This window comes from Paenibacillus hemerocallicola (genome assembly GCF_006265175.1).
Lineage (GTDB): Bacteria > Bacillota > Bacilli > Paenibacillales > NBRC-103111 > Paenibacillus_AB > Paenibacillus_AB hemerocallicola.
The window spans coordinates 60,780-82,153 of the sequence record NZ_VDCQ01000004.1 but is presented as its reverse complement, the minus strand read 5'-3'; the positions used below and the strand labels follow the sequence as shown (position 1 = coordinate 82,153).

Below are 21,374 nucleotides of genomic sequence, written 5' to 3'. Positions count from 1 at the left end.
GTCTGTTAAAACTTGATCGGGGGAATACAAGCATGTTTTATTTTCAATCCACGGGAATAGCTGCAGAGAGGGCGAGCCTGTTTTCATTCGACGACAGCTGCTTCCCGTTCCGGAAAAATGTATGCGTGCATATGAACAAACCGATCGTCAGACCGGAGCCTGTCTTGACTCCAGGCGGTCCGGGCGAGCCGGATTCGCTGGCCTCGCATTTTTACGGCACCGTGTTGTTTGACGAAGGGAAATTCAGGATGTGGTATGTGGGTATGAGTCTGGGACTCAATCCCGACATGCCCCCGGAGGATTTGGAACAGCTTCGGGTAAGGAAGTCGCTTGCCAAAATTTTGCAGGGACCGATTTGCTATGCCGAAAGCGAGGACGGTATCCGGTGGGAAAAGCCGAATTTGGGGCAGCTGCCGTTTCATGGCGGCAAAAACAACAACGCCATTTCTTTTCCCGACTCCATTATCCATTGCCCAACGCTAATTAAGGATGAAGACGATCCGGACCCGAGTCGGCGCTATAAAATGGTGTACCAGTATTACCTCCATACGGAAGAGACGAACAACTGGCCGACGATGCGTACGGCGACTAGTCCCGACGGCCTCCATTGGACGGCGGGCGCCAAAGTTCCGGTCAAGGAATTCGTGGAGCACTGCTCTTTCTACAAGTTCAACGGCTATTACATCGTTAACGGCCATTCAAGCAACGGGTGGCGGAAAGGCGAGGGAGGATCGGATCGGGGCAGACAGGGCTTCGCCTATATTTCGGCCGATTTCGACAGCTGGCTGCAGGAAACCGCGGAATCGTTCGCGCTCCCCGACCCGCAAGATCCGGCCAAACGCGGGCAACAAGGCAGCTACGATCAAGTGCATCTTGGGACGGCGCCGATGATCTATGGGAATGTTGCCGTTGGTTTGTACTCGATCTGGCACAATAGCGAAACCTTTACGGAAATAAGCGGGGATTTCGGTCTGGTGCTGAGCGATGACGGTTTGCGTTATCGCGAGCCGGTAAAGGGACACGTGTACTTGCATAGTGAGCAATCGCTTGTTACACCGCACCCGGATAAGTATTACCACACCGTGCTTTGCCAAGCGAACGGATTTTTGAACGTAGGCGACGAAACCCGGATTTATCATGGCAGATGGCGGAATACATGGAATGATGTTCTCGATCGCTATTATGGGGAAATTGCTCTCGCTGTACTGCCCCGCGATCGTTGGGGCTCAATGCGACTGCATTCCGATCAAGAGGAAGGGTCGTTATGGTCTTCGCCGGTTACGCTGCCCCAGCGCGATTTCGAGTTTCGGGTCAATGCCGAGGGGGTACAAGGAATTCGCATCGAACTATCGGACGAACAGTTCCGTCCGCTTGCCGGATTCTCGGGAGAAAACGGCGGGATCGTTCGTCAGGATGGCTTGGAATCGTCTATGGAGTGGCCGGGCGAGCCGCTTGAGCGACTGGCAGGGCGAAAGGTGCGTATCAGGGTTGTCTTCCATAGGAGCGGCGCCGAGGAGCCCATCTTGTATGCCGTATACGGAGTAAGCCTGAGTAGCGTCGAACCGACCCCGATCGGAGGATAACGCCGTGAAAGGTTGAGAAACCGGAGTGCTCCTCGCGGGATAAGGGGCGCTCCGCTATTCGAAGAGGTGTTGATTAATGGAAGAAGATCGTAAGGAACTGGTTTCCGAGCATGTGATTCAAAGCTGCGGCGAGAGCTTGAAATATGTAATGAGGCGTCCGGCAGGTCACCGTATTCATGACGATCCGCAGCTTCTCATTACGGTCGGCGCCGATTGGAGAACGCCTCTGGCAACTGAGCCTTACCGCGCGACCGCCGACGGTTTTCTGGCTAACGGCCATTATGCCATAAGCTTCGATATCCCCTGTCACGGAGAGCGCATCGAGCCTTATGGCGAAGGGATTGGCGGATTTTGCAATGCATTGCGATCCGGGGAGGATCCCTTCGAACGTTTCGTACGGGACGCCAGGGCAGTCATTGATGACTGCATCCGATCCGGCTTTGCAACCCCGGGCAAAATCGCGGTCTGCGGTGCTTCCAGGGGAGCGTACTTGGCCTTTCGGTTGCTTATCGCCGACTCGCGGGTAACGCGGGCAGCGGGCTTTGCGCCGGTTACGGATTGGCGTTATTTGAGCGAGTTCGGCGCGATCAAGGATTCGGACGAAGTGGATGCGCTCAAGCTTCACCGCTATGTCGAGAACTTGGCGGGCAAACCGTTGTTTATCGCTATCGGCAATCGGGATATCCGGGTAAGCACGTTAAGCTGCTGCAAGCTGTATACGGAGCTGACCGAGCGTAATCTGGCTTGCGGCCATCCCGAATCGCTGGTCGAGTTTTTCTGTACCGACGATCCCGGCCATACGATGGGCGACCGCTGGTACGAGAAAGGAACGAGGTTTTTGCTGAATTTGTAAATGAATGGTTTTGATGATTAAGAAGGGGCTCCCCGAAAAGTACTAGGAATAAGCTTCGAAGGCTGCCTTCACTTATTGGGGACCCGTTGGAGGTTCCTATGTTTAACATATTGGTTGATATGCCGATAGACGACGAGCTGCTGCAGCAGTTGCGGAGCATGCCTGGCGTCCGTGTCCGGACGATTGCTCCACGCGAAAGGCCGGAGCCATTGCCGGAGGAACTGGCAAAGAACACGAACATTTTGTTTTGCACATTCCCGCCGTCCAACATGGACGAATGCGCTGCACTGCGTTTGATCCAGATCAGCTCCGTCGGTTATACCCAAGTCGTAAACGTCGGTTTGGCGGAAAGGGGCATTCGCGCCTGCAACGCGCAGGGCGTATTCGACGTGCCGATCGCGGAATGGAATATGGCGATGATGTTTCAGCTGGCGCGCGATATGAGAGGGATGTTCCGCAATCAGGAGCATAAAGTATGGGATCGCTCGGCAAAGTTTCAGACGGAAATCCGCGGCTTGCACGTAGGGATATGGGGTTATGGCGGAATCGGGCGGGAGACGGCGCGTCTCGCCAAAGCGATGGGCATGCATGTTCAAGTGCTCGTTCGGGAGCAGGTTAAGGAACGCGGTCATACGTACCGCGTTCCCGGCACCGGCGATCCCCGAGGCACGCTGCCTGACCGGGTATTCGCTCGCGGGCAGGAGGCGGATTTTTTGCGGGATTTGGATGTATTGGTCGTAGCCGTCCCCTTGACCGGGCAGACCGAGGGGATGATCGGGGAGCGGGAGCTGCGAGCTTTGCCGCGGACCGCTTTCGTCCTTAATCCGTCCCGCGGGCCGATCATTCGCGAAGACGCTTTGCTTTGCGCGCTGCGCGAGCATTGGATCGCCGGAGCGGCATTGGATACGCATTACCATTACCCGATGCCGCCCGACCATCCGCTCTGGGATTTTCCGAATGTGATTATGACGCCGCATATTTCCGGATCTTCGCAGAGCACGCATTTCAAACAGCGGATATGGTCGATATTTGTGGACAACGTGAGGCGGTTTGCCCAAGAGGAGCCTCTACTGAACGAATTGTCGCCCGCCCAACTGGAAGGACAATGATACCTTAGGGAGCTATGACTATGAAAATTACCGATGTTCGCACGGTTCTGCTGACAGGACCGTGCACGAACGATCCGTTTTTAAGCGAATCGCGCAAGCTGCGCAGCGCCGCCTTTATCGAGATTGGGACCGATACGGAGCTGGTCGGCATCGGCGAGACCTATATCGGCTACTTTTTTCCGGAAAGCGTGCCGACAATCGTCGATTTCTTCAAACCGATTTTGATCGGACAGCCGGTGGATAACATTGCGGAATTGTGGCAACGCATGTACCATAGCGGAAATTTCTGGTGCAGGGTCGGCATGGGCCTTTCCGTACTGAACGGCATTGAAGCCGCGCTGTGGGATTTGAAGGGCAAAATGTACGGACTGCCGGTATACGAATTGCTGGGAGGCAGGAAATATAATCGCCTTCCTTGCTATGCCACGGGAGGTCCGAGCAATTATCCGAAGGAGAAGCTTGCGGCCAAGCTGGATCATTATTTATCGCTCGGCTTCAACGGAGTGAAGCTGGGAGCCGGCTGTCTAGATACGAGCCGCGGCGGCTGGCACATGCCGAATTCGAAGAGGGAAATCGCCGAATTCGAAGCCGATAAACTGGAATTCATCCGCAACCGCGTCGGCAAGGATGTTCACCTTATGCTTGACGGGCATATGGGGAACAGTCCGACGAATACTTGGGATGTGGATACGGCCGTTACGGTGCTGCAGGCGCTCGAGCCTTACGATCTGTTGTTTTTCGAGGAGCCGCTGCATTATACGGATGCGGCGGGCTATGCCGAGTTGCGCAAAAAAACGACGGTTCCGATTGCCGGCGGCGAATGCTTGACCGGAAGCTGCGAATGGAAGCTGTTTGACGATCTGAATTGCTTCGATATCGGCCAGCCGGATGCCGCCTTTACCGGCGGACTCGGCGAATTTATGAAAGTGGCGGCCATGCTGGAAGCGAACGGACGCAAAATCGCGACCCATGCCTGGGGAGCGGGCGGCTGCCTCATGCAGAACATTCATTGCGGTTTCGCCAGCGGAAACACGCTCATCTTGGAAATTCCGCCCGATTACGCCGGACTTCACAGCGATATCGTGCGCGATTCGTTCCGGTTGGAAGGGGGCTTCGTATGGCCTCCGGAGCAGCCCGGCCTCGGCATCGTTATGACCGACGAGATTAAAAACAAATATCCGTTCGTTCCGGGCAGCGGCGAATTTAATTCGGTCCCCGGGAAAGTGTTGACTACTTAAAGCCGGCTGTCGGCTATGTAAAGCATAAAGCATATACAAGGGAGAGAACCCGCATTGATTACAGATTCGTTACGGCACATCGGACAATATGCAAGCGTGCACTCCAGGCTGAAGCTGGCGGCGCAATTTCTTGCGACCCGCGATTGCGAGATGCTGGAACCGGGGAAATACGAGATTGACGGCGATCATGTGTATGCCCTTGTTCAGCATTATGAGACCAAGCCGAAGGAGAAAGGGCTCTGGGAGGCGCATCGGCAATATTTGGACGTTCAGTATATGGCGGAAGGCAGCGAGACGTTGGGGTATGTCCCGATTGATCGGACTGAAGTGACCCGCCCTTATGACAAGGACGGGGACTACGCCTTATTCGCGGCATCGGGCGATTTTTTCACGCTCCATGAAGGACACTTTGCGTTGTTCGCTCCGCATGACGTGCATATGCCCGGCATCCGGCTTGAAACGGCCCTACCGGTCAAAAAAATCGTGATCAAGGTCATGATCTAATTTGGGCACCGGCCGGCGAACGGTAAGATCATGAACAGCACCGGGCAGCCGTGGGCTCAAAGATGGACAAACCTCCAATTCAAAAGCCGCTTCCTTTCGGGAGCGGCTTTACTGTTTCAATGATGAACGACGACGATTACATAGTGTACTCCCAGATCGTCATATGCGGCGATTTTCACAACGCCGTTTCGGTTCCCCGTCAGCCTGCCCTCCGGATCGATCGATGCGATCGCGGAGTCGAAGGAGATCCAGCGGATAGCGGGGGCCGTTCCGACGACATCCGCGGCCATTTCTCCCAAATCGACCGTTGCTCCACGCTCGGCCTTAAAACGGGGCAATGTTCCGTTGCCTTGTCTCATCGGGTCTTCCGCTTCGGTTAATATGGCTTGAAGAGATTGAACGATGCCGTTGATACGGGCGGAACGCTTTGCCAAGCTATCGATATGACCTTGTACAACCGGTTGATCGGATGCCGGCAAAGCGACGATCAAGCTTTGAACGTTCTCGCGCAAATCCCGGACTTTCTGCAATTCCGTTCGCAGACCGGCGAGCGTTCGCTCGCGTTCCTTCGGGTTGCCGATCGACAAATCCGCCTGCTGCAGCGTTTGTTCGAATGCGGCGGCCGCCTGTTCCGCCGCCGGCATTTTCCCGGATGCGGCAATGACCGCTTGAAGTGCTGCGAGCCTTTGCAGCAGTGCTGTTTTATCCGCGCTATCCGCCATCGCATTGACTGTGGTCCGGGCTTGATCCGCATGCGATTGAAGGGCTGTCGTCTCGGCTTGAACGACGGCGAGCTCGTTCGGAACCGCATCGGGGCTTCCCGCAGCGAAAAACAATCCTAACGGTAGCGAAGCCGACGGCATGACCATCGTTCTTAGCCGATACGTTCCGGTCGATGCGACGGGTACTACCGTGTTCGTGCTAAAGTGATAGTTCAGCGCCGGCGCCCCGTTTACCTGATAATTGACGAATCCGGGATTCGAACCGTTGCTTCCGTACAACGTATGGACGATCGGATAACGGGTCTCGTTCGTAATGTTCACATCGACGTTATAGTCCGTATACCAATAAGCCAAACGCAGCTTGTTCACCGTCGGGGTGATGAAGCGTACTTCGCGCTGTTCCACAGGGTTTCCGAGCACGTCCCACCGCGTCATCAGCTTCTCTTGCTCTCCCGAATAGCCCAGATCGGAGATCCTCAATCCCGTAAACGGGTTGGCGTCCGTCAGCGTCAAGTTGACAGCCCCCGCTCTACCCCAGTGCGCCAACAATCCGCGATAGTCGTCGGACCGGTCGGCGGTTGCATTCGTACGGGCGATCGTCGCGGTCGCGGCGTAAGGAGTAGGGTCGTTAACCGAGTCCGTTGTGACCACATGCGACATCAATACGTTGGCGCTCGCACCGTCGTCCTCCGCTACGGCGTTAAATTCGGCCAAATAGACCATCGATTCCCCGATACTCACATGATCCGCATCCGAGATCGCAAAATAATACGAACCGTCTGCGGGAATCGTTGCGAGCAGCGCCGGGTTCGGCTCAGCGTTCATAAACCGTTTCGTCACATTGCTCGCCGCTGCCGTGACATTCGCATCGTCGTAAGCTTCCATCGTTTTGTAAAACCGGATCGGCTCGCCGGAGACGTTTTTCACATGCAGCCAAAACTTCAGCTTATGCGTCGTTTTGTTGTAATGCGATGCCCAGAAGCGGAACGGCCCCGTTACCGTGTCCCTGTACAATGCGGCGTTGTATTGTCCGGTTATTTCGCTACCGTCCGCACGCTTCGCGCCGTTCTCGTTAATCGTTTCCGGCGCGTTCGAGACGAGGACCTGTCCTCCTGTTGGGGTAAAGTTGACGTACGGCGTGTCGAATGGCAAATAGCGTTTCGGAAACGGGATAGGGACCTCCTGTCCCGGGGTGTACGCGAATGCGGCGACAGGAGTCAAGGCCAGCGCCAGTGCCGATGCGAGTATCGCTCTCATCCATGTTCGGACCATAAATACCCTCCAATAACGATGGTTTGTTCGGTAGTCGTTCTGGATGCCGGATTATGCCCGCGTGCAAGCAGGCGTCGAGAACTGCCGATTTGCCCTCCTCTCGTCGTTGTTCCAAGATGCTCCGCGTGAATGTTACCTGCATTATAGCCGTTCTTTTTCTCGGCTAACAGGGACGCGTATTACTCCAACCGGTACTTTGGTGACTATTTGGTATCAGCTGAACTCCACGAGCAAAATCGTTCCATCCGATCGAAACTTCGTGCTATTGTCGGACTTTGCGGGAACGAATATGGTTAATTTGTCAACGATGAGCTGCATTCGTCTGGAACGCCGCGCTTCGATAATATGGCATAAGGGAGATTACACAAGCTATGTTCGTATTCGAACGAGAAACAACATCCATCGCGTTCACCGGCGAACCCGCCATCGTCCTGAAGGAATTCGGCGTCCGGGTGTCCGTCGCTGGCGAGGGAGAAATCGAATTGCTGCTGAAATCCGCGAACCCGGCAACACCGGATGCAAGTACCGGCACTCGGACGGAGCAGTATAAGCTGCTGTACGAGGATTCGCAGGGGAGAATCCGGGCGGAGCTGCATTTGTCGGCAAATGGGCCGTTCATGGCGGTGCGCGTGGACGCCGTTATCCGCAACGATACGGCATACCACGCCCAGCGCACGTTCGCGGCCGAAGGTGGCATCCGCATCGTGTTCCGGCAATTAGACGGGCTGCAAGGGCTGTTGGCCGCCTCCAGGCATAAGGAATGGTGGACGAGGCCGCATTTCGATACCGATCTGCGCCTTCTTCCGGCGCGGACCCAGTCGCTGCTGTGGAAAACGGATGAAGGGTACGGCTACATGCTTCCCGTGTGCGACGAGCTGTACAGAACCGACCTGACCGGGTGCGAGGACGGGCTGGCCGTTCAAATATCCGCCTTCGAGAGCGGTCGCGAATCGATTCGTACCGTTTCTTTCGTTCTCGGTGCTGGAATCGATCCGTACCTTCTGGCAGCCGATGCCGCTGCTGTAGGGTTTGCCGAGCGGGATGCCGGAGGGGTTCCGAAGGAAGAGAAAGCGTACCCCGAAATATTGGAATATTTGGGCTGGTGCAGCTGGGACGCCTTCTATGCCGATGTGGACGAGAAGGGACTGGAGGAGAAGGCCGCGGAACTTGGAAGACTGGGGCTGCCCGTACGCTGGTTCATGATCGACGACGGTTGGTCCGATGTCAAGGATCGCAAGCTGGCCTCCTTCGGCGCCGATAAGGAGAAGTTTCCCGGCGGACTCGGCCGCACCGTACGCCGATTGAAGGATGAGCACGGCATCCGCTGGGTTGGGGCGTGGCACAACATTGCCGGTTATTGGGGTGGGATCGATCCGGAAGGAGAGGCGTTTGCGGAGGCGCGGAACTATGGGTACAAGACGCGAACCGGCAGGTGGATCCCGCATCCGGACGCGGGGCGAAACTTCGGCTTCTGGCAGCTGTGGCATTCCCGTCTGAAGCGGCAGGGCATCGATTTCGTCAAAGTGGACAACCAAAGCTCGCTCTATTCGTACATGGGCGGCGAGCAGTCGATCGCCAAAACGGCGCATGCCTTTCACGCCGGTCTGGAGGCGTCCGTCGCCCTTCATTTCGACGGCTGCATGATCAACTGCATGGGCATGGCGTCGGAGAACGTCTGGCACCGGCCGTTGACCTCGGTATCCCGGAGCAGCAACGATTTCCTGCCGAAAATCGCCGACGGGTTCGGGGAACACGCGCTGCAAAATGCATACAACTCGGTGTACCACGGCCCGTTCTATTGGGGAGACTGGGACATGTTCTGGACCGGGCACCACGACGCCGTTCCTCATATGACGCTGCGCGCCGTCAGCGGGGGGCCGGTCTATTTCAGCGACGGTCCGGGACGGACGAACCCGGACATCATCCGGCCGCTTGTATACGGCGACGGCAAAATCATCCGTTGCGAACGGGTCGGCCAGCCTACGAAGGAATGGCTGACAGTCAATCCGCTGATTACTCCCGGTGCGTTCAAAGTATGGAATACGGCGGGCGGGGCGGGCATAGTAGCCGCTTTTCACGTGTACGACGGCGATCGGCCGGTCGAAGGTGAAATAGGCCCGGACGATATTCCCGGACTGGCCGGCAAGGCGTTTGTCGTATACGATTCGTTCCGCGGTACGGCGCACCGCTTGCGGCGGGGAGAAACGGTCCCGGTCCGTCTGGAGCGGCTCGAAGCCGCGCTATTCCTGATCGTCCCGGCGGCCATAGGTCCGTTCACCGCAATCGGCTTGACCGACAAGCTGGTCGCCGCCGATGCCGTATTGGAGACTGCATGGGAAGGGGGAAACGTGCAGGTGAGGCTGAAGGACGGCGGCACGTTCTCGTTCGTCTCGGAGAGGAAGCCGCTCTCGGCATTCGTCGACGGCAAGCCCGCCGATGTGGAGACGGCGGACGAGAAGGCCGGATTGTACCGGGTGTTCTGTCCGACGGAAGACGTAGCGTCCCGCCGGGAAACGGTGGTCCGCATCGAGCTGTGACCGTCATCATTTCTCGATGCGCAGCGAATGCGTCGACTCCGCGCTGCAGCTTTGGCGGTATTCGTTCGGCGTCATGCCGACGAGCAGCTTGAACACCCGGATGAAGTAGTTGCTGTTGTCGAAGCCGGTCTCGCGGGCGACGGTCTCGACCGTTTTGCGCGTCTGGCTGAGGAGAGCGGACGCTTTCTCGATGCGGATTTTGCGCAAATACTGCATCGGCTGCAGCCCGGTTTTCGCATGGAACGTGCGGCAGAAATGGTACCTGGATATGCCGGCGCAATCCGCGAGCTCTTCAAGCGTAAGCGGCAAGGCGTACTGCGACCGCATCAGTTGGATCGAGCGGCGGATCGGCTCCGGCGTTTCCGCGAGCTGTACGATATCGTGTCCTTCCGCGATTCGCTGCATTTCCATGACGAACCGGTACAGCTCGACCGAGACGGCGTATTTGTCAAAGTCGAGGTTGTCGTACAAATGAGCGTACAGTCTGCTGACGATGTACATCGGTTCGGGTTGGTCCTGAAACGAGATGACCGGCCCGAACAATCGGATTAACGACTTCCAGTGCCGGATCGCGTCTTCGCCCTGAACGGAGATGAACATAAATTCCCAATCGCCATCGTCTTCGTTGAAGTAGTAGACGTGGTCGCCCGGTATCGTGCACAGAAAGCCGCAATGTTTCGGGACGACGTATTCCCGGTTGTTGTAGCGGATGACGCCTTGCCCGGACAAGGTGAACTGAAAGACGCCCGCGTCCTGCGACAGGCGGTTCAGGCCGTCCCATTTATAGGCGGATGAATTGACGTATTCCCAGCCGATGGACGTCAGCCGAAGGCTGTCCGCCATCGGGGTCAAGTAGCGGGTATGGAACGATTGGCGCTCCAACTCGGCGTGAGGATATAGCAAAATAATGCACCCTTATCGAAATTTCATTCTATTGTTAATAACCATTGTACCGTATATTCTAAATATATCAATACGGTTTTCGCCGAATGAAACCGTTTCCCTTCTATGTGGGAGCAGCGGTTATCGCCGGCAAAATAGTATCATTATTGCAAGCCGATATCGCCATGCAAATCGGGGGCAAACAAGAAAGGTTGGATGATTATGTTCAAGAAGAGCGCATTGGCGCTGCTGTCGGGATCGCTGCTTATAGCTGCGGCCTGCTCGAACGGCAGCGGACAACAGGAGCCGGGCAAGGCGGCCAAGCCCGAAGAAAAGGAGGCGGTCGCGAAGAAGGAACCGGTCGAGCTCGTATTCTACGACGGGGTATCCGATTATACCGAGGAGCGGTTCATGAGAGAGATCGGCGAGCCGATCAAGAAGAAATTTCCGCACGTGACGCCGAGATTTTCGCCGTTTACGAAGCTGACCCAAGTGCAGGATTTGATATCCGCCGGCCAGCCGCCCGATATCATTTTCGCTTCGAGCGGGCTGTTCAACGACGTCATTAACAAGTACAACATGCAAACCGATATTACGCCGCTTATCCAGAAATACAAGTACGATCTCGGCAAAATCGATCCGGTATCCGTCGACATGATGAAGGAAATGTCCAAAGGCGGTATGTATGCGCTTCCAACTTTGATGTCGCCGTCGCCTATTTATTACAACAAAGACATATTCGACAAGTTCGGGGTTCCGTATCCGAAGGACAACATGACCTGGGACGATTTGTACGAGCTGTCCAAAAAGGTGACCCGCAAAGACGGTTCCGTTCAATATTACGGATTCATGGTATCGTTCCAGCATCTGATGGTGCGCAACCAGTTCTCGCTCAATATGGTCGACCCGGCCACGGACACGACTTCATTCGCCGACGAGAAATGGAACAAAATGACGGCCAATGTGGCCCGGTTTTTCGAACTGCCAGGCGTAGAACCGACACAGCAGAAGCTGTCGGCAGGTACCATGCGCGACATGTTCACAAAAGATAAGACGCTTGCCATGCTTCTTCCGGTTAGCACGCTATATACCGAGAAAGAGCTGGGAGGAATGAACTGGGATATGGCGGCTTTTCCCGAGTTCAAAGAGCTGCCGGGCGTAGGGCCGCAGCCTTACCCGATTTCGTTCTACATGACGGCGACGAACAAGCATCGCGACGTATCGTTTGAAGTGATCGCATTCTTGGCATCCGAAGAGTACCAGCTGCCGATGGTGAAGCAAGGCCAATTCCCGACCGCGTTGGCGAGCGAGACGCTGCGCAATTCGTTCGGGCAGGACACCGCCATGTATAAAGGGAAAAACGTGAAGGCGATGCTGCCGGCCAAGTACGCGAAGGCGTCGGCGTTCACGAAATTCAACAACTTGGCCAGAAACCAGCTTCAATATGCATTGGAAGCGAACGTCCTGCAGAAAAAGGATGTCAATACCGCGCTGCGCGAAGCGGCCGAACGGGCGAACGCCGCGATCAAGGCGGAAAAGGCGAAGTAGGCCGTCAGTACTTGGGTTTTCGGTTTTCCGGGAAGAAGAATATGCCTATCAGAGAGGAGCAAGTCCATTGTCAATCAAGCCTGTCCGCCACATGATCGTATACAAGGATGAGCAATACAATACGTTTCCGAACGTTATCCGCAATCGGGAAGGACTGTACGTTGCCGCTTTCCGGCAAGCCCCGAACCGGCTGGATACGTACGGCATGGATCATATCGATCCGTCGTCCAAGGGGGTGCTCGTTACGTCCGAAGACGGGATCGAATGGAGCAAGACAGCATCCGTGCTGTACGACGACTTCTTCTATGGCGTGCAGGACCCGTGCCTGAACGTGCTTCGGGACGGCAGCCTGTTCGCCACGCTGTTCATGCTGAAGGTGGCCGATCAGACAGACGCGGAGCGGCTCGGAGGGTATACGCACACCGTCTTCGGAAAATGGGCCGCCAGGCCGGTCGGTTCTTATACGCTGCGCTCGTCCGACGGGGGAAGGACGTGGGATAAACCGGCGGCCGTGAACCTCGGAGACGTATATATCCGCGGTAACTGCGTCCAGCTGGACGACGGAGCGCTGCTCGTCCCGTTTTACGGTTCGGAAGGCGGCGTGTCGAGGGTAGTCGTCGGGAAGACGGACGACCTTGGCGTTACATGGTCGGTTCATGCCGAAATCGCTCCCGAAGCGGGTTACGGTCTCTTCGAGCCGAACCTGCATCGAACGCCGTCGGGCAAGCTCGTCTTGTTCATCCGCTGTCACAAAGCGAAGCCCGAGCCGGCGGACGGCCAGTCGGCTTATCCGCTAGTCACATGCGAATCGAGCGACGGAGGACTGACTTGGAGCCGCCCGGTCCGGCATCCGTATTATTCGCCCAGTCCGTTCCATGTGCTCCCTCTTGCCGACGGCCGGGTGCTGATGTCTTACGGTTACCGGTTTCGGCCGTTCGGCATTCGCGCCGTGCTGCTGGACGCCGAATGCGAACGGCTGGATGAGGCGGAGGAAGTCATTCTTCGCGAAGACGGACACGGCTCCGACATCGGCTACACGAGCGCCATCCAGCTTCAGGACGGCCGGGTAATCGTCATGTACTACTATTCGGTGCCGGGCGAGCGGCATCGATACATCGCGGCAACGATCTGCGAGATTGATTGATCGCCGCCATCCGCGAGGGTCCGACGGGGAAGGGATGGCATAGGAACAAGAACAAACGAGGAGGAATCGGAAATGGAAGCGACTTTCATTCAGCGTATTTCTTATGCGGCGATTGCGGTATCGTTATGGCTATTCGTTGTTCTGCTTTTTCCCGCAGGCAGGGCGCTCGCGGAGGTGCGGCATACGACCATTCCGGATAGTACGGTCGTATCGGCCTCCGGCAGCTACAAGCCGTATTTTCCCGATATCGTCAAAGCGGGCAATGGCGATTTGGTCGTCGTTTACTATTGGTCCGAAAGTCATGCAGGCGGCAATGGCAAGATCATGATGAAGCGGAGCACGGATGACGGCGTCTCCTGGAGCGCGGCGCAAACCGTAACCGATACGACATACGACGATCGCGATCCGTCGATTGCCGCATTATCGGACGGGACGCTGCTCGTATCGTGGTTCACGTACAGCGGAGGGGTTATCGACGTACGCGTTATTCGCAGTACGGACAACGGTGCGACTTGGGGCAGTACGGTTACGGTAGGAACGAATATGGCTTGGGCGGCGACTTCGTCCAAAATAATCGAGCTGTCGAGCGGCGATTTGCTCATACCGCTGTACGGCCCTGCCCCCGGTCAGGGTTATCAGCAAACTACCGTAGTGCGGAGCACCGATCAGGGGGCGACATGGCCTTCTACGACCGAGACGGTTATGGGCTACATACAAGGCATTCATATGGTGGAGCAAGCGATCGCCGAGCTGGAGGACGGACATATTCGCGGGCTCATCCGAGTGTCATCGGCGGACAATTTGGGCTATGAGGCAAATTCCTATGACTACGGCGCCACATGGGGCACTCCCGTAAAGCTTGATAAGAAAATACATGCCCCGGAGCTGTTCCGCATTCCCGGTACCGATCGAATATTCCAGGCATGGAGCGAATTTCAGTATCCTGGCGGGGGCCGCCCGGTCGTCGTGAAAATCGGCGACCTGAGCGACCCGTGGAACGGCTCGGCAAGCCGGCTTTTATATTCGAACAGACTGACGTCCGATATGGGTTATTCATCCACCGTCCTGCTGGATGACGGCCGGTTGTTTACCGTCTATTACGATGCGCATAAGCAGATCCTGGGCGGCACGTATTCCAAGCTCGGCAATTGGGAAGGCGATTTCGGCACGAAGATGAACCTCGCGGGCATGTACCAGTCATCGGCCATTACCGTGACGGCGGATATGCAGTATTCGGACCCGAACAACTCGGCCACAGGTCCGAAAGGCGCGCTTGACGGCAGCATCGCCTACGGCAGCGCAGCTTTCAAAAATGCGACCGCAACACCGACGTCTCCTGCGACATTCATGATCGATTTGCAAGGCAACCATACGATTGGAACTATCGGTATTTTACTAAAATTAGGCTATGCGGAAACCGCGGACGTGCAAATATCGACGGACGGCATTAACTGGGATAACGTACAGATGTATACGAACGCGAGCATGAACGAAGTAGATTACAAATATTTCGATTGCGGCAAAACGATCCGCTTTGTCAAAGTGACGGTAACGGCATCGTTCGGATGGGCCGGGTTGAATGAAATTCAATTGTTCGAGCTTGCCCCTTGAACGAGGCGGCCGACAAAGGGGGAGTGACGTATGGAGAAATCTCAGCCGGACCGCATTCAAGTTGCGGCGTATTATTTTCCGAATTACCACCCCGATCCGAGAAACGCGAAATGGCATGGCGAATGCTGGACCGAATGGGAGCTCGTCCGGATGGCGACTCCCCGGTTTCCGGGACATGCGCAGCCGAAGGTGCCGCTCTGGGGCTGCGAGGATGAAGCTGATCCGGAGGTAATGGCGAGGAAAATCGACGCCGCTTCCGACCATGGGATCGACGCGTTCATTTTCGACTGGTATTGGTACGAGGACGGACCTTATTTGCAGCGCGCCCTGGAGGAAGGATTTCTGAAGGCGGAGAACAATGGCCGGATAAAATTTTCGCTCATGTGGGCGAACCACGACTGGCAAGATATTCACCCCGCCACGCGAAGCCGGCCGTACAAGACGCTCGCCTCCGGCGCCGTCTCGAGAAAGGCGTTTCTTGAGGCGTGCGAGCATATGATTCGCACCTACCTCCATCACCCGTCCTACTGGCGCGTTGACGGCGGGTTATATGTTTCTATATACGAATTGATGAGCCTCGTCGCCGGGCTCGGTTCGATCGATGCGACGCGCGAGGCGCTGGAGCGGTTCCGTAGCATGGTGCGGGATGCGGGGCTGGGGGAGCTTCACCTCAATGCGGTCGTATGGGGCGTGCAGCTGCTGCCCGGCGAGAAGAAGGTGACGAACGCGAACGAAATGCTCGATCTGCTCGGGTTCGATTCGGTCGCCTCTTATGTCTGGATCCATCATCACAGGCTGGAGCGGTTTCCGGAGACGCCGTACGGCGAAGTCCGCGAGAAAGCGAAGCAGACGATGGAGACGCTGACCGGGCAGTACCGGCTGCCTTATTTCCCGAATGTGACGATGGGCTGGGATTCCTCGCCCCGGACGATCCAATCGGACCGGTTCGACAATCTCGGATATCCGTACATGCCGGTACTGGCGGACAATACGCCGGAGCAGTTCGAGCAGGCTTTACGGGATGCGAAAGCTTTCGTGGAGGAAACGGACCGGAGTCCCCGCATCGTCTCCATCAATGCATGGAACGAATGGACGGAGGGCAGCTACCTCGAGCCGGATACCGAATACGGTATGGCCTATTTGGAAGCCGTGCGCAACGTATTTCTGACGGAACGGGGCGATTAAAAGATGCAGGAAACCAACACCATGACGAGAAGGGCCATGCTGACATCGCTCGGCTTGGCCGGGGCGGCTATGGCCGCGGGAGGGATTATGGGAGGAAGCGCAAACGCCGTATACGGAGCGGGAGCGGCGGATATCAATATCGTCGATTACGGGGCGGTTTCCGGCGGAGTGGCGGACGCCTCGGACGCTATCCAAAGCGCCATCGACGCCGCGAAGGGCGGCTTGTCCGGCGCGGTGCGTTTTCCGAAAGGACGCTGGAAAGCCAAAAATATCGTCGTGGAAAACTGTACGCTGGCTTTCGACGACGGCGCGGTTCTCGTGCTCGAGCTGGGAGCGAACGACAACGGTTTGCTGCTGCGCTCCAATACGCGGGTGCTGAACGCGACCTTCGAAGTTACGAATACGGCTTCGCCGCCGGACGGCAATACCGGGAACGTGTTTCGCCTAGGGGACTATGAGGCCGTTGCGGGGGAAGTTTGCTCCGACGTCAGAGTGTACGGCGCCAAGCTGTATTGCCTTAACGCCACCCGGAAAGCGCAGGCGGTCGAGGTGCTCGGACAAGTAAACGATTTCGCTTTGGAGGATATCGTCTTCTACGGTCCCTTCGACGCGGGCATTATCGTTCACTGGGGAGGCGATGTCGGCAGCGGCGATGCTCATAACAAGCCCGTCACGTATTCGTACCATCCGCATGACGGCGTCATTCGCAACATCCGCTTTTTGCCATACAACGACATAGTCGGCAACTATGGCATCATCTTGTCGGCGGTATACGACATAATCGTGGAAAATATCGTTTTCGACGGATGGATATGCCCGATCCGCATTCTTCCGGGCGACGTCTACGCCCAGGTTGCCGTATACGCGGAGAAGCACAAAGTCCAGACCGGCATCGTCATCCGCGACGTCGAAATAGGGGACCCGCCGGCAAGGCCCGCCAACAAGGCGTCCGCGCCAATTTTTATCCAAGGCTCCTCCGCCACGGTGCGTACGCCCATCGGGCCGACTTATACGCTGGACGCGATATCGTCCATTCGCATAAGCGGAGTCGCCTATTCATTGTCGCCGGAGAAAGCATACGGCGGCAGTCCGCTAATTCTCGTGTACTACTCATCCGGCGTTTCACTGGAAGACGTGACGGCCGTCGGCTTCGAATCCGTTGGCGAGTACTTGGCGCTGGTCGAATACAGCAATGACTGCCGGATCGCCTATACCGGCGCGACTGCCAACGGCAGCCGGATATACGGGTGCATCGGCTGTACGATCGATGCGCGGACTGCGGGGACGGCGGCGGCGCAAACCGGAGGCAAGACCGGATTGACGGCTGCGGGCGCCACGTTCGCCGGCACATTGACGACCGCACTGGCCTTAGGGGCGACGACGATGTTGTTGTCCGCGATCAGCCCGGCCGTATCCGTTCCGAGAGGTCACCGGATTTGGCTCGGTGAAGATAAATCGGTCATCATCGCCAAGACGACGCCTCTGAGCGCAACGGAGGCCAATGCGGTGCCGATCGAGCCTTCCAGGGTTTCCGAAGCGGCCGGGACGGCTGTGGCGATCAAGCTCGTATGCGCCGGTCTGACCGTAACGGGCAGTTTCTCGAAATGGGAGCAGGGCGTCATGCTGTCCGACGTATACGGAGCGCGGATAGAAGCGGATTTTGCGCTCAACGGCAAATACGACGTGCTGTTGTCCGGCAGCCGGTCGGACTGCATCCGAATCGATCATTCGCGATTTGAAGCATGCGGGCACAAAAACGACGGCTCCTTGATGGCGAACATCCATCTCGGGACGAGCGGAGACAGAATCGCCGTGACGGGTTGCGTATTCGAGCCGCAGGGCAATCCGTTCCTTAACCGTCATATTGCCGGAAACGCCGAGCTTTCCAACGTCACGATCAGCGACAACGACTTTGGCGGCAGCGCGTTGCCCGCCGTCGCGATCGGTCCCCAATCCGCAGCGGCTTCCGAGAAGGGGAAAATAAGCATATATGGCAACACTTGCAGGAACGGGGCGGAGCTGATCGCCGCCGGTGCGATTCAGGGTATGTACGTTGGCGGCTCGTTCCAGGGCCTAGCGAACGCAGCGCCGACGACGGGATATTGGCGAGCGGGCGACTCCCTCGCGAACCGGACTCCCGCGGCCGGCGCGCCGAAAGGGTGGAGGTGTACCGCAACCGGTACGCCGGGCACCTGGGTGAGCGAAGGGAATTTGTAGTCGGCGCAGCGTGCCGCGAATTCCTTTCATTTATTTTTTGAAGTAACGCTAATCCCGTCCAGGCCGATGACAGGCAGGGGCGGGATTTTGATCTGCAGTTCCGTTGTATGGAGAGGAGAGGCGCAGCGACATCCAGCCTATCTCCCCTGTTCTGCAATTCGCTCGCCCGCCAGCTTGGAAGCCGGGAGCAGACCGGCTTTGGCGACTCCGGACATGACATTGCCGGATGCGGTCACTTCGAATTTCAGATTCAATCTCATCGGCTTCGTTACCCGCTGAGACCAGCATAGCCGGTTTCCGTCCATGACGGGCTTTTGAAACTCGGCAACCTCGCCGCCCTGCTTAGCCGTTCCGATTATCCGGCCATCCTTGGAAGAAATGCTTAGCAAGACGGAAAGCTTGCCTACCGGCGTAGCGATGGCGACGTTCCAGTCGCCGTCGAATCGGGAATGATCGCCGGGATTGCGTGCCGATTGAAGCGATTCATCATGGTGTACAAAGGGAGAGGGCTCTTCTTCCGAGACGGGCATGGCAGGGCCGTCGACCGGCGCAAGCCCCCTATTTCGCCATACCGTTCCCCTCCGCTCGAACTCGAACAAAGTTTCGACGGCATGGGCGATTCGCGGACCCAGCTCGCGCTCGACCAAGTATAATGCCACGTCCAGACCGGATGTCACTCCGCCGCCGGTAACCAGATTGCCGTCGTCGACAATTCTGGCTGCCACCGGATGCGCGCCCGTCGCTCCGAGAACGTCCATGCCGAGACGGTTGGTGACCGCGTAACGCTCTTCCAGCAATCCCGCCAACGCAAGCACGAGGGACCCTCCGCAGACGGTAGCGACGGTAATATCGGACCGCTTGAACGATTGCCCGATCATGAGCGGTAGCTGCGTTTCCGCCGTCCTCCGTAAAATGGCCGGAACGGAAGCCGGTCCGTCACCCGTTACTTCTCCTGACGCGCCGGGTATCAGAATGATCCCCGCCCGTTCCGGGTCGAGCACTCCGCTTGCAACAATCGGAAGGCCGTCGATTCCGCTGGCGACCGATCTCGCTCCTTCGGCGGTGACGAGCTCCACGCTCAAGGCGCCGCCCGAGTACATTTTCGCGGCACAAAATACTTCATATGGCGCCAAAGCGTCCAGCAGATCGAATCCGTCGAACAACACGATTTGCACATGCATCGTAAATCCTCCTTCGCTTTCATAAAATATTAGATTTCGGATACTGAGCTGCATGTTCGGCGTCTTTCAAGCCGATCATCACTTGAGTAAAAAGTCCGAAGAGCTACCACACCGTCATCTCGGCAGGACGGAAATACCATTCATTTTTAGAAACCGTACCGTCCGGTCTCTTACTTTATTGTAATCCAAGCTCGAATGGAATACACGTACGAATTGTTACAATATGGAGAGAAGCGTCAACCTGAAGTTATTTATTTATAGCCAGCTGCTGCCTAAGCTGGAATGAGTAAAATGAAGTTCATTATTAATGAATCCGGGTGTTACTGCTTAGGTCCCTATTTCGAATTTCTAGATAGGGGTTATCGAAAACCAAGTCTGGAAACTTGGAAAGCAGAATGTAAGGCGAAGCAGAGTGCCGAAAAGGTCATTGAAATCAGTAAAGGCGGTGCTGCCGAAATAGAAGCCATTTGGCCGGATTTCATCTCCGTCCGTGCCACAATAAGGTTGGTTTCAGCACTGTCCGCATCGTTTTCCCGCTTCGCGCCGACTTTAATGCCTGTTTCAACCTTATTTCCTTCAGCAAGCCGGATTTCGACAGGAATTCATCCGTCTGCGTCCCAAATAAGGTTGATTTCAGCACTATCCGCATCGTTTTCCCGCTTTGCGCCGACTTTAGTGCCCATTTCAACCTTATTTCTGTCTTCCCGTCTCATCGGCGGACCAAGCCGGCCTAAGCAATAACATCTGGGTTCTCTAACCCCGAATATCAAAACAGGCTGCTCGCGATGTTCCTCTTAATAGCCGAATAAAGGTTGAAATTGACTTTTTTACAGGACTATACTGACACTATGGAATCCCGAATGAAACGATAGGATCCGTTCCGGAGGTTGTCATGACGATACGAAGACCGATCGAATCGATGCAAGGCCAAATGTATTTCGGCTACGATTTTCCCGTGTACGTAAACAGGGCGAGCGAGACGTTCAACCTGCAGGAGCATTCGCACGATTTCGTGGAAATCGCTTACGTAGCGGAAGGGAAAGGCTTTCATTATATAGGCGACGAGATCGTTCCGGTCAGGAAAGGCGATCTGTTCTACATCCCGGTCGGCATCTCCCACGTGTTCCGGCCGGCGGACGCCGCGGTGAAGGAGCCGTTGATCGTGTACAACTGCATTTTCGGACTGGAGCTGTTCGACCGGATTATCCGGAGCCATTCGCTGCTCCTCCCGTCGGAGGATGCGGGCGCTCTGCTGGCCGTTCGGAGCCGAACCGAGTGGCTTAAGGCTGAGGAACAATCGGCCGACGTAAGAAATCTGGTGCAGCGTCTTTACCAGGAATATGCGTTGAGGCAGGAAGGCCGCGGTCTGATGATCCTCACCTATGTGGTCCAGCTGCTTCTGACGTTGTACCGTTCGACGGATGGCGGATATTCCCGTAGTACGTATGCCGATGCCGATTCGAGAATAGAGGAAGCGATCCGATACATCCAACTCCATCTGGATGCGCCTTTGTCGCTTACCGACATTTCCTCGAAAATCAATATAGGGAAGAGGCAATTTAACCGTTTGATCAAGAAAGCGACCGGACAGACATATACCGATTATTTGCACTCCCTGCAAATCGAGAGTTGCTGCGAGCAGCTGCGGACGACGGATCGGAAAGTGTACGAGATCGCCGAAGCGATGGGCTTCAAGGACATGAAGCATTTTCATGCCATTTTCAAACGGAAAACCGGGTTGTCGCCAAGGGAATACCGGAAACGAACCGTGTAGCGGGCGAGCGGGCT

General features: G+C 56.4%; 16 protein-coding genes. 13 read left to right on the top strand and 3 right to left on the bottom strand.

Annotation, left to right across the window (positions count from 1 at the left end; translation table 11 throughout):
• Positions 1 to 32 precede the first annotated feature (32 nt).
• The 5 genes from FE784_RS04025 (at position 33) to FE784_RS04005 (ending at position 5,287) form a co-directional block, all read left to right on the top strand.
• Complete coding sequence (locus FE784_RS04025) at positions 33 to 1,583, top strand: hypothetical protein (protein WP_139600843.1); 1,551 nt, start codon at positions 33 to 35, stop codon at positions 1,581 to 1,583.
• Positions 1,584 to 1,659: 76 nt separating this feature from the next.
• On the top strand, positions 1,660 to 2,436 hold the full coding sequence (locus FE784_RS04020) for an alpha/beta hydrolase family protein (protein ID WP_139600842.1): 777 nt from the start codon (positions 1,660 to 1,662) through the stop codon (positions 2,434 to 2,436).
• 98 nt (positions 2,437 to 2,534) lie between these two features.
• Positions 2,535 to 3,545, top strand: a complete 1,011-nt coding sequence (locus tag FE784_RS04015; protein WP_139600841.1) for a D-2-hydroxyacid dehydrogenase — start codon at positions 2,535 to 2,537, stop codon at positions 3,543 to 3,545.
• A 20-nt stretch (positions 3,546 to 3,565) separates the two neighbouring features.
• The gene (locus FE784_RS04010; protein ID WP_176705958.1) at positions 3,566 to 4,783 is read left to right on the top strand and encodes a mandelate racemase/muconate lactonizing enzyme family protein; all 1,218 of its coding nucleotides are present in this window, start codon (positions 3,566 to 3,568) and stop codon (positions 4,781 to 4,783) included.
• A gap of 54 nt (positions 4,784 to 4,837) precedes the next feature.
• Positions 4,838 to 5,287 (top strand): NanQ anomerase/TabA/YiaL family protein, encoded by a 450-nt coding sequence (locus tag FE784_RS04005; protein WP_176705957.1) that lies wholly within the window; start codon positions 4,838 to 4,840, stop codon positions 5,285 to 5,287.
• Between the two features lie 116 nt (positions 5,288 to 5,403).
• Here FE784_RS04005 and FE784_RS04000 read toward each other — a convergent pair whose 3' ends face one another.
• Positions 5,404 to 7,281 carry a hypothetical protein gene (locus tag FE784_RS04000; protein WP_139600838.1) on the bottom strand — a complete coding sequence of 626 codons (1,878 nt, stop codon included), beginning with the start codon at positions 7,279 to 7,281 and terminating at the stop codon, positions 5,404 to 5,406.
• Positions 7,282 to 7,652: 371 nt separating this feature from the next.
• Here FE784_RS04000 and FE784_RS03995 point away from each other — a divergent pair, with 371 nt between their 5' ends.
• Positions 7,653 to 9,818, top strand: coding sequence for a Sip1-related alpha-galactosidase (locus FE784_RS03995; protein ID WP_139600837.1), 2,166 nt, complete (start codon positions 7,653 to 7,655; stop codon positions 9,816 to 9,818).
• Between the two features lie 6 nt (positions 9,819 to 9,824).
• Here FE784_RS03995 and FE784_RS03990 read toward each other — a convergent pair whose 3' ends face one another.
• Entirely contained in the window at positions 9,825 to 10,721 is an 897-nt protein-coding gene (locus FE784_RS03990) for an AraC family transcriptional regulator (protein WP_139600836.1), read from the bottom strand.
• Between the two features lie 201 nt (positions 10,722 to 10,922).
• Here FE784_RS03990 and FE784_RS03985 point away from each other — a divergent pair, with 201 nt between their 5' ends.
• From FE784_RS03985 to FE784_RS03965, 5 genes are all read left to right on the top strand, one after another.
• Positions 10,923 to 12,248 (top strand): ABC transporter substrate-binding protein, encoded by a 1,326-nt coding sequence (locus FE784_RS03985; RefSeq protein WP_176705956.1) that lies wholly within the window; start codon positions 10,923 to 10,925, stop codon positions 12,246 to 12,248.
• A 67-nt stretch (positions 12,249 to 12,315) separates the two neighbouring features.
• The gene (locus tag FE784_RS03980) at positions 12,316 to 13,392 is read left to right on the top strand and encodes a sialidase family protein (RefSeq protein WP_176705955.1); all 1,077 of its coding nucleotides are present in this window, start codon (positions 12,316 to 12,318) and stop codon (positions 13,390 to 13,392) included.
• 72 nt (positions 13,393 to 13,464) lie between these two features.
• On the top strand, positions 13,465 to 15,003 hold the full coding sequence (locus FE784_RS03975) for an exo-alpha-sialidase (RefSeq protein ID WP_139600833.1): 1,539 nt from the start codon (positions 13,465 to 13,467) through the stop codon (positions 15,001 to 15,003).
• 30 nt (positions 15,004 to 15,033) lie between these two features.
• Positions 15,034 to 16,188 (top strand): glycosyltransferase WbsX family protein, encoded by a 1,155-nt coding sequence (locus tag FE784_RS03970; protein ID WP_139600832.1) that lies wholly within the window; start codon positions 15,034 to 15,036, stop codon positions 16,186 to 16,188.
• 21 nt (positions 16,189 to 16,209) lie between these two features.
• Complete coding sequence (locus FE784_RS03965) at positions 16,210 to 18,405, top strand: glycosyl hydrolase family 28-related protein (RefSeq protein ID WP_176705954.1); 2,196 nt, start codon at positions 16,210 to 16,212, stop codon at positions 18,403 to 18,405.
• A gap of 137 nt (positions 18,406 to 18,542) precedes the next feature.
• On the opposite strand, the gene FE784_RS03960 is transcribed toward FE784_RS03965, so the two are convergent.
• Positions 18,543 to 19,586: a DJ-1/PfpI family protein gene (locus tag FE784_RS03960; RefSeq protein WP_139600830.1), complete on the bottom strand. Its 1,044-nt coding sequence runs from the start codon at positions 19,584 to 19,586 to the stop codon at positions 18,543 to 18,545.
• Between the two features lie 291 nt (positions 19,587 to 19,877).
• Between FE784_RS03960 and FE784_RS03955 the strand changes: the two genes are divergently transcribed.
• Together FE784_RS03955 and FE784_RS03950 are read left to right on the top strand one after the other, a co-directional pair.
• The gene (locus FE784_RS03955; protein WP_139600829.1) at positions 19,878 to 20,327 is read left to right on the top strand and encodes a hypothetical protein; all 450 of its coding nucleotides are present in this window, start codon (positions 19,878 to 19,880) and stop codon (positions 20,325 to 20,327) included.
• A 151-nt stretch (positions 20,328 to 20,478) separates the two neighbouring features.
• On the top strand, positions 20,479 to 21,360 hold the full coding sequence (locus FE784_RS03950) for a helix-turn-helix domain-containing protein (protein ID WP_139600828.1): 882 nt from the start codon (positions 20,479 to 20,481) through the stop codon (positions 21,358 to 21,360).
• Positions 21,361 to 21,374: the final 14 nt, after the last annotated feature.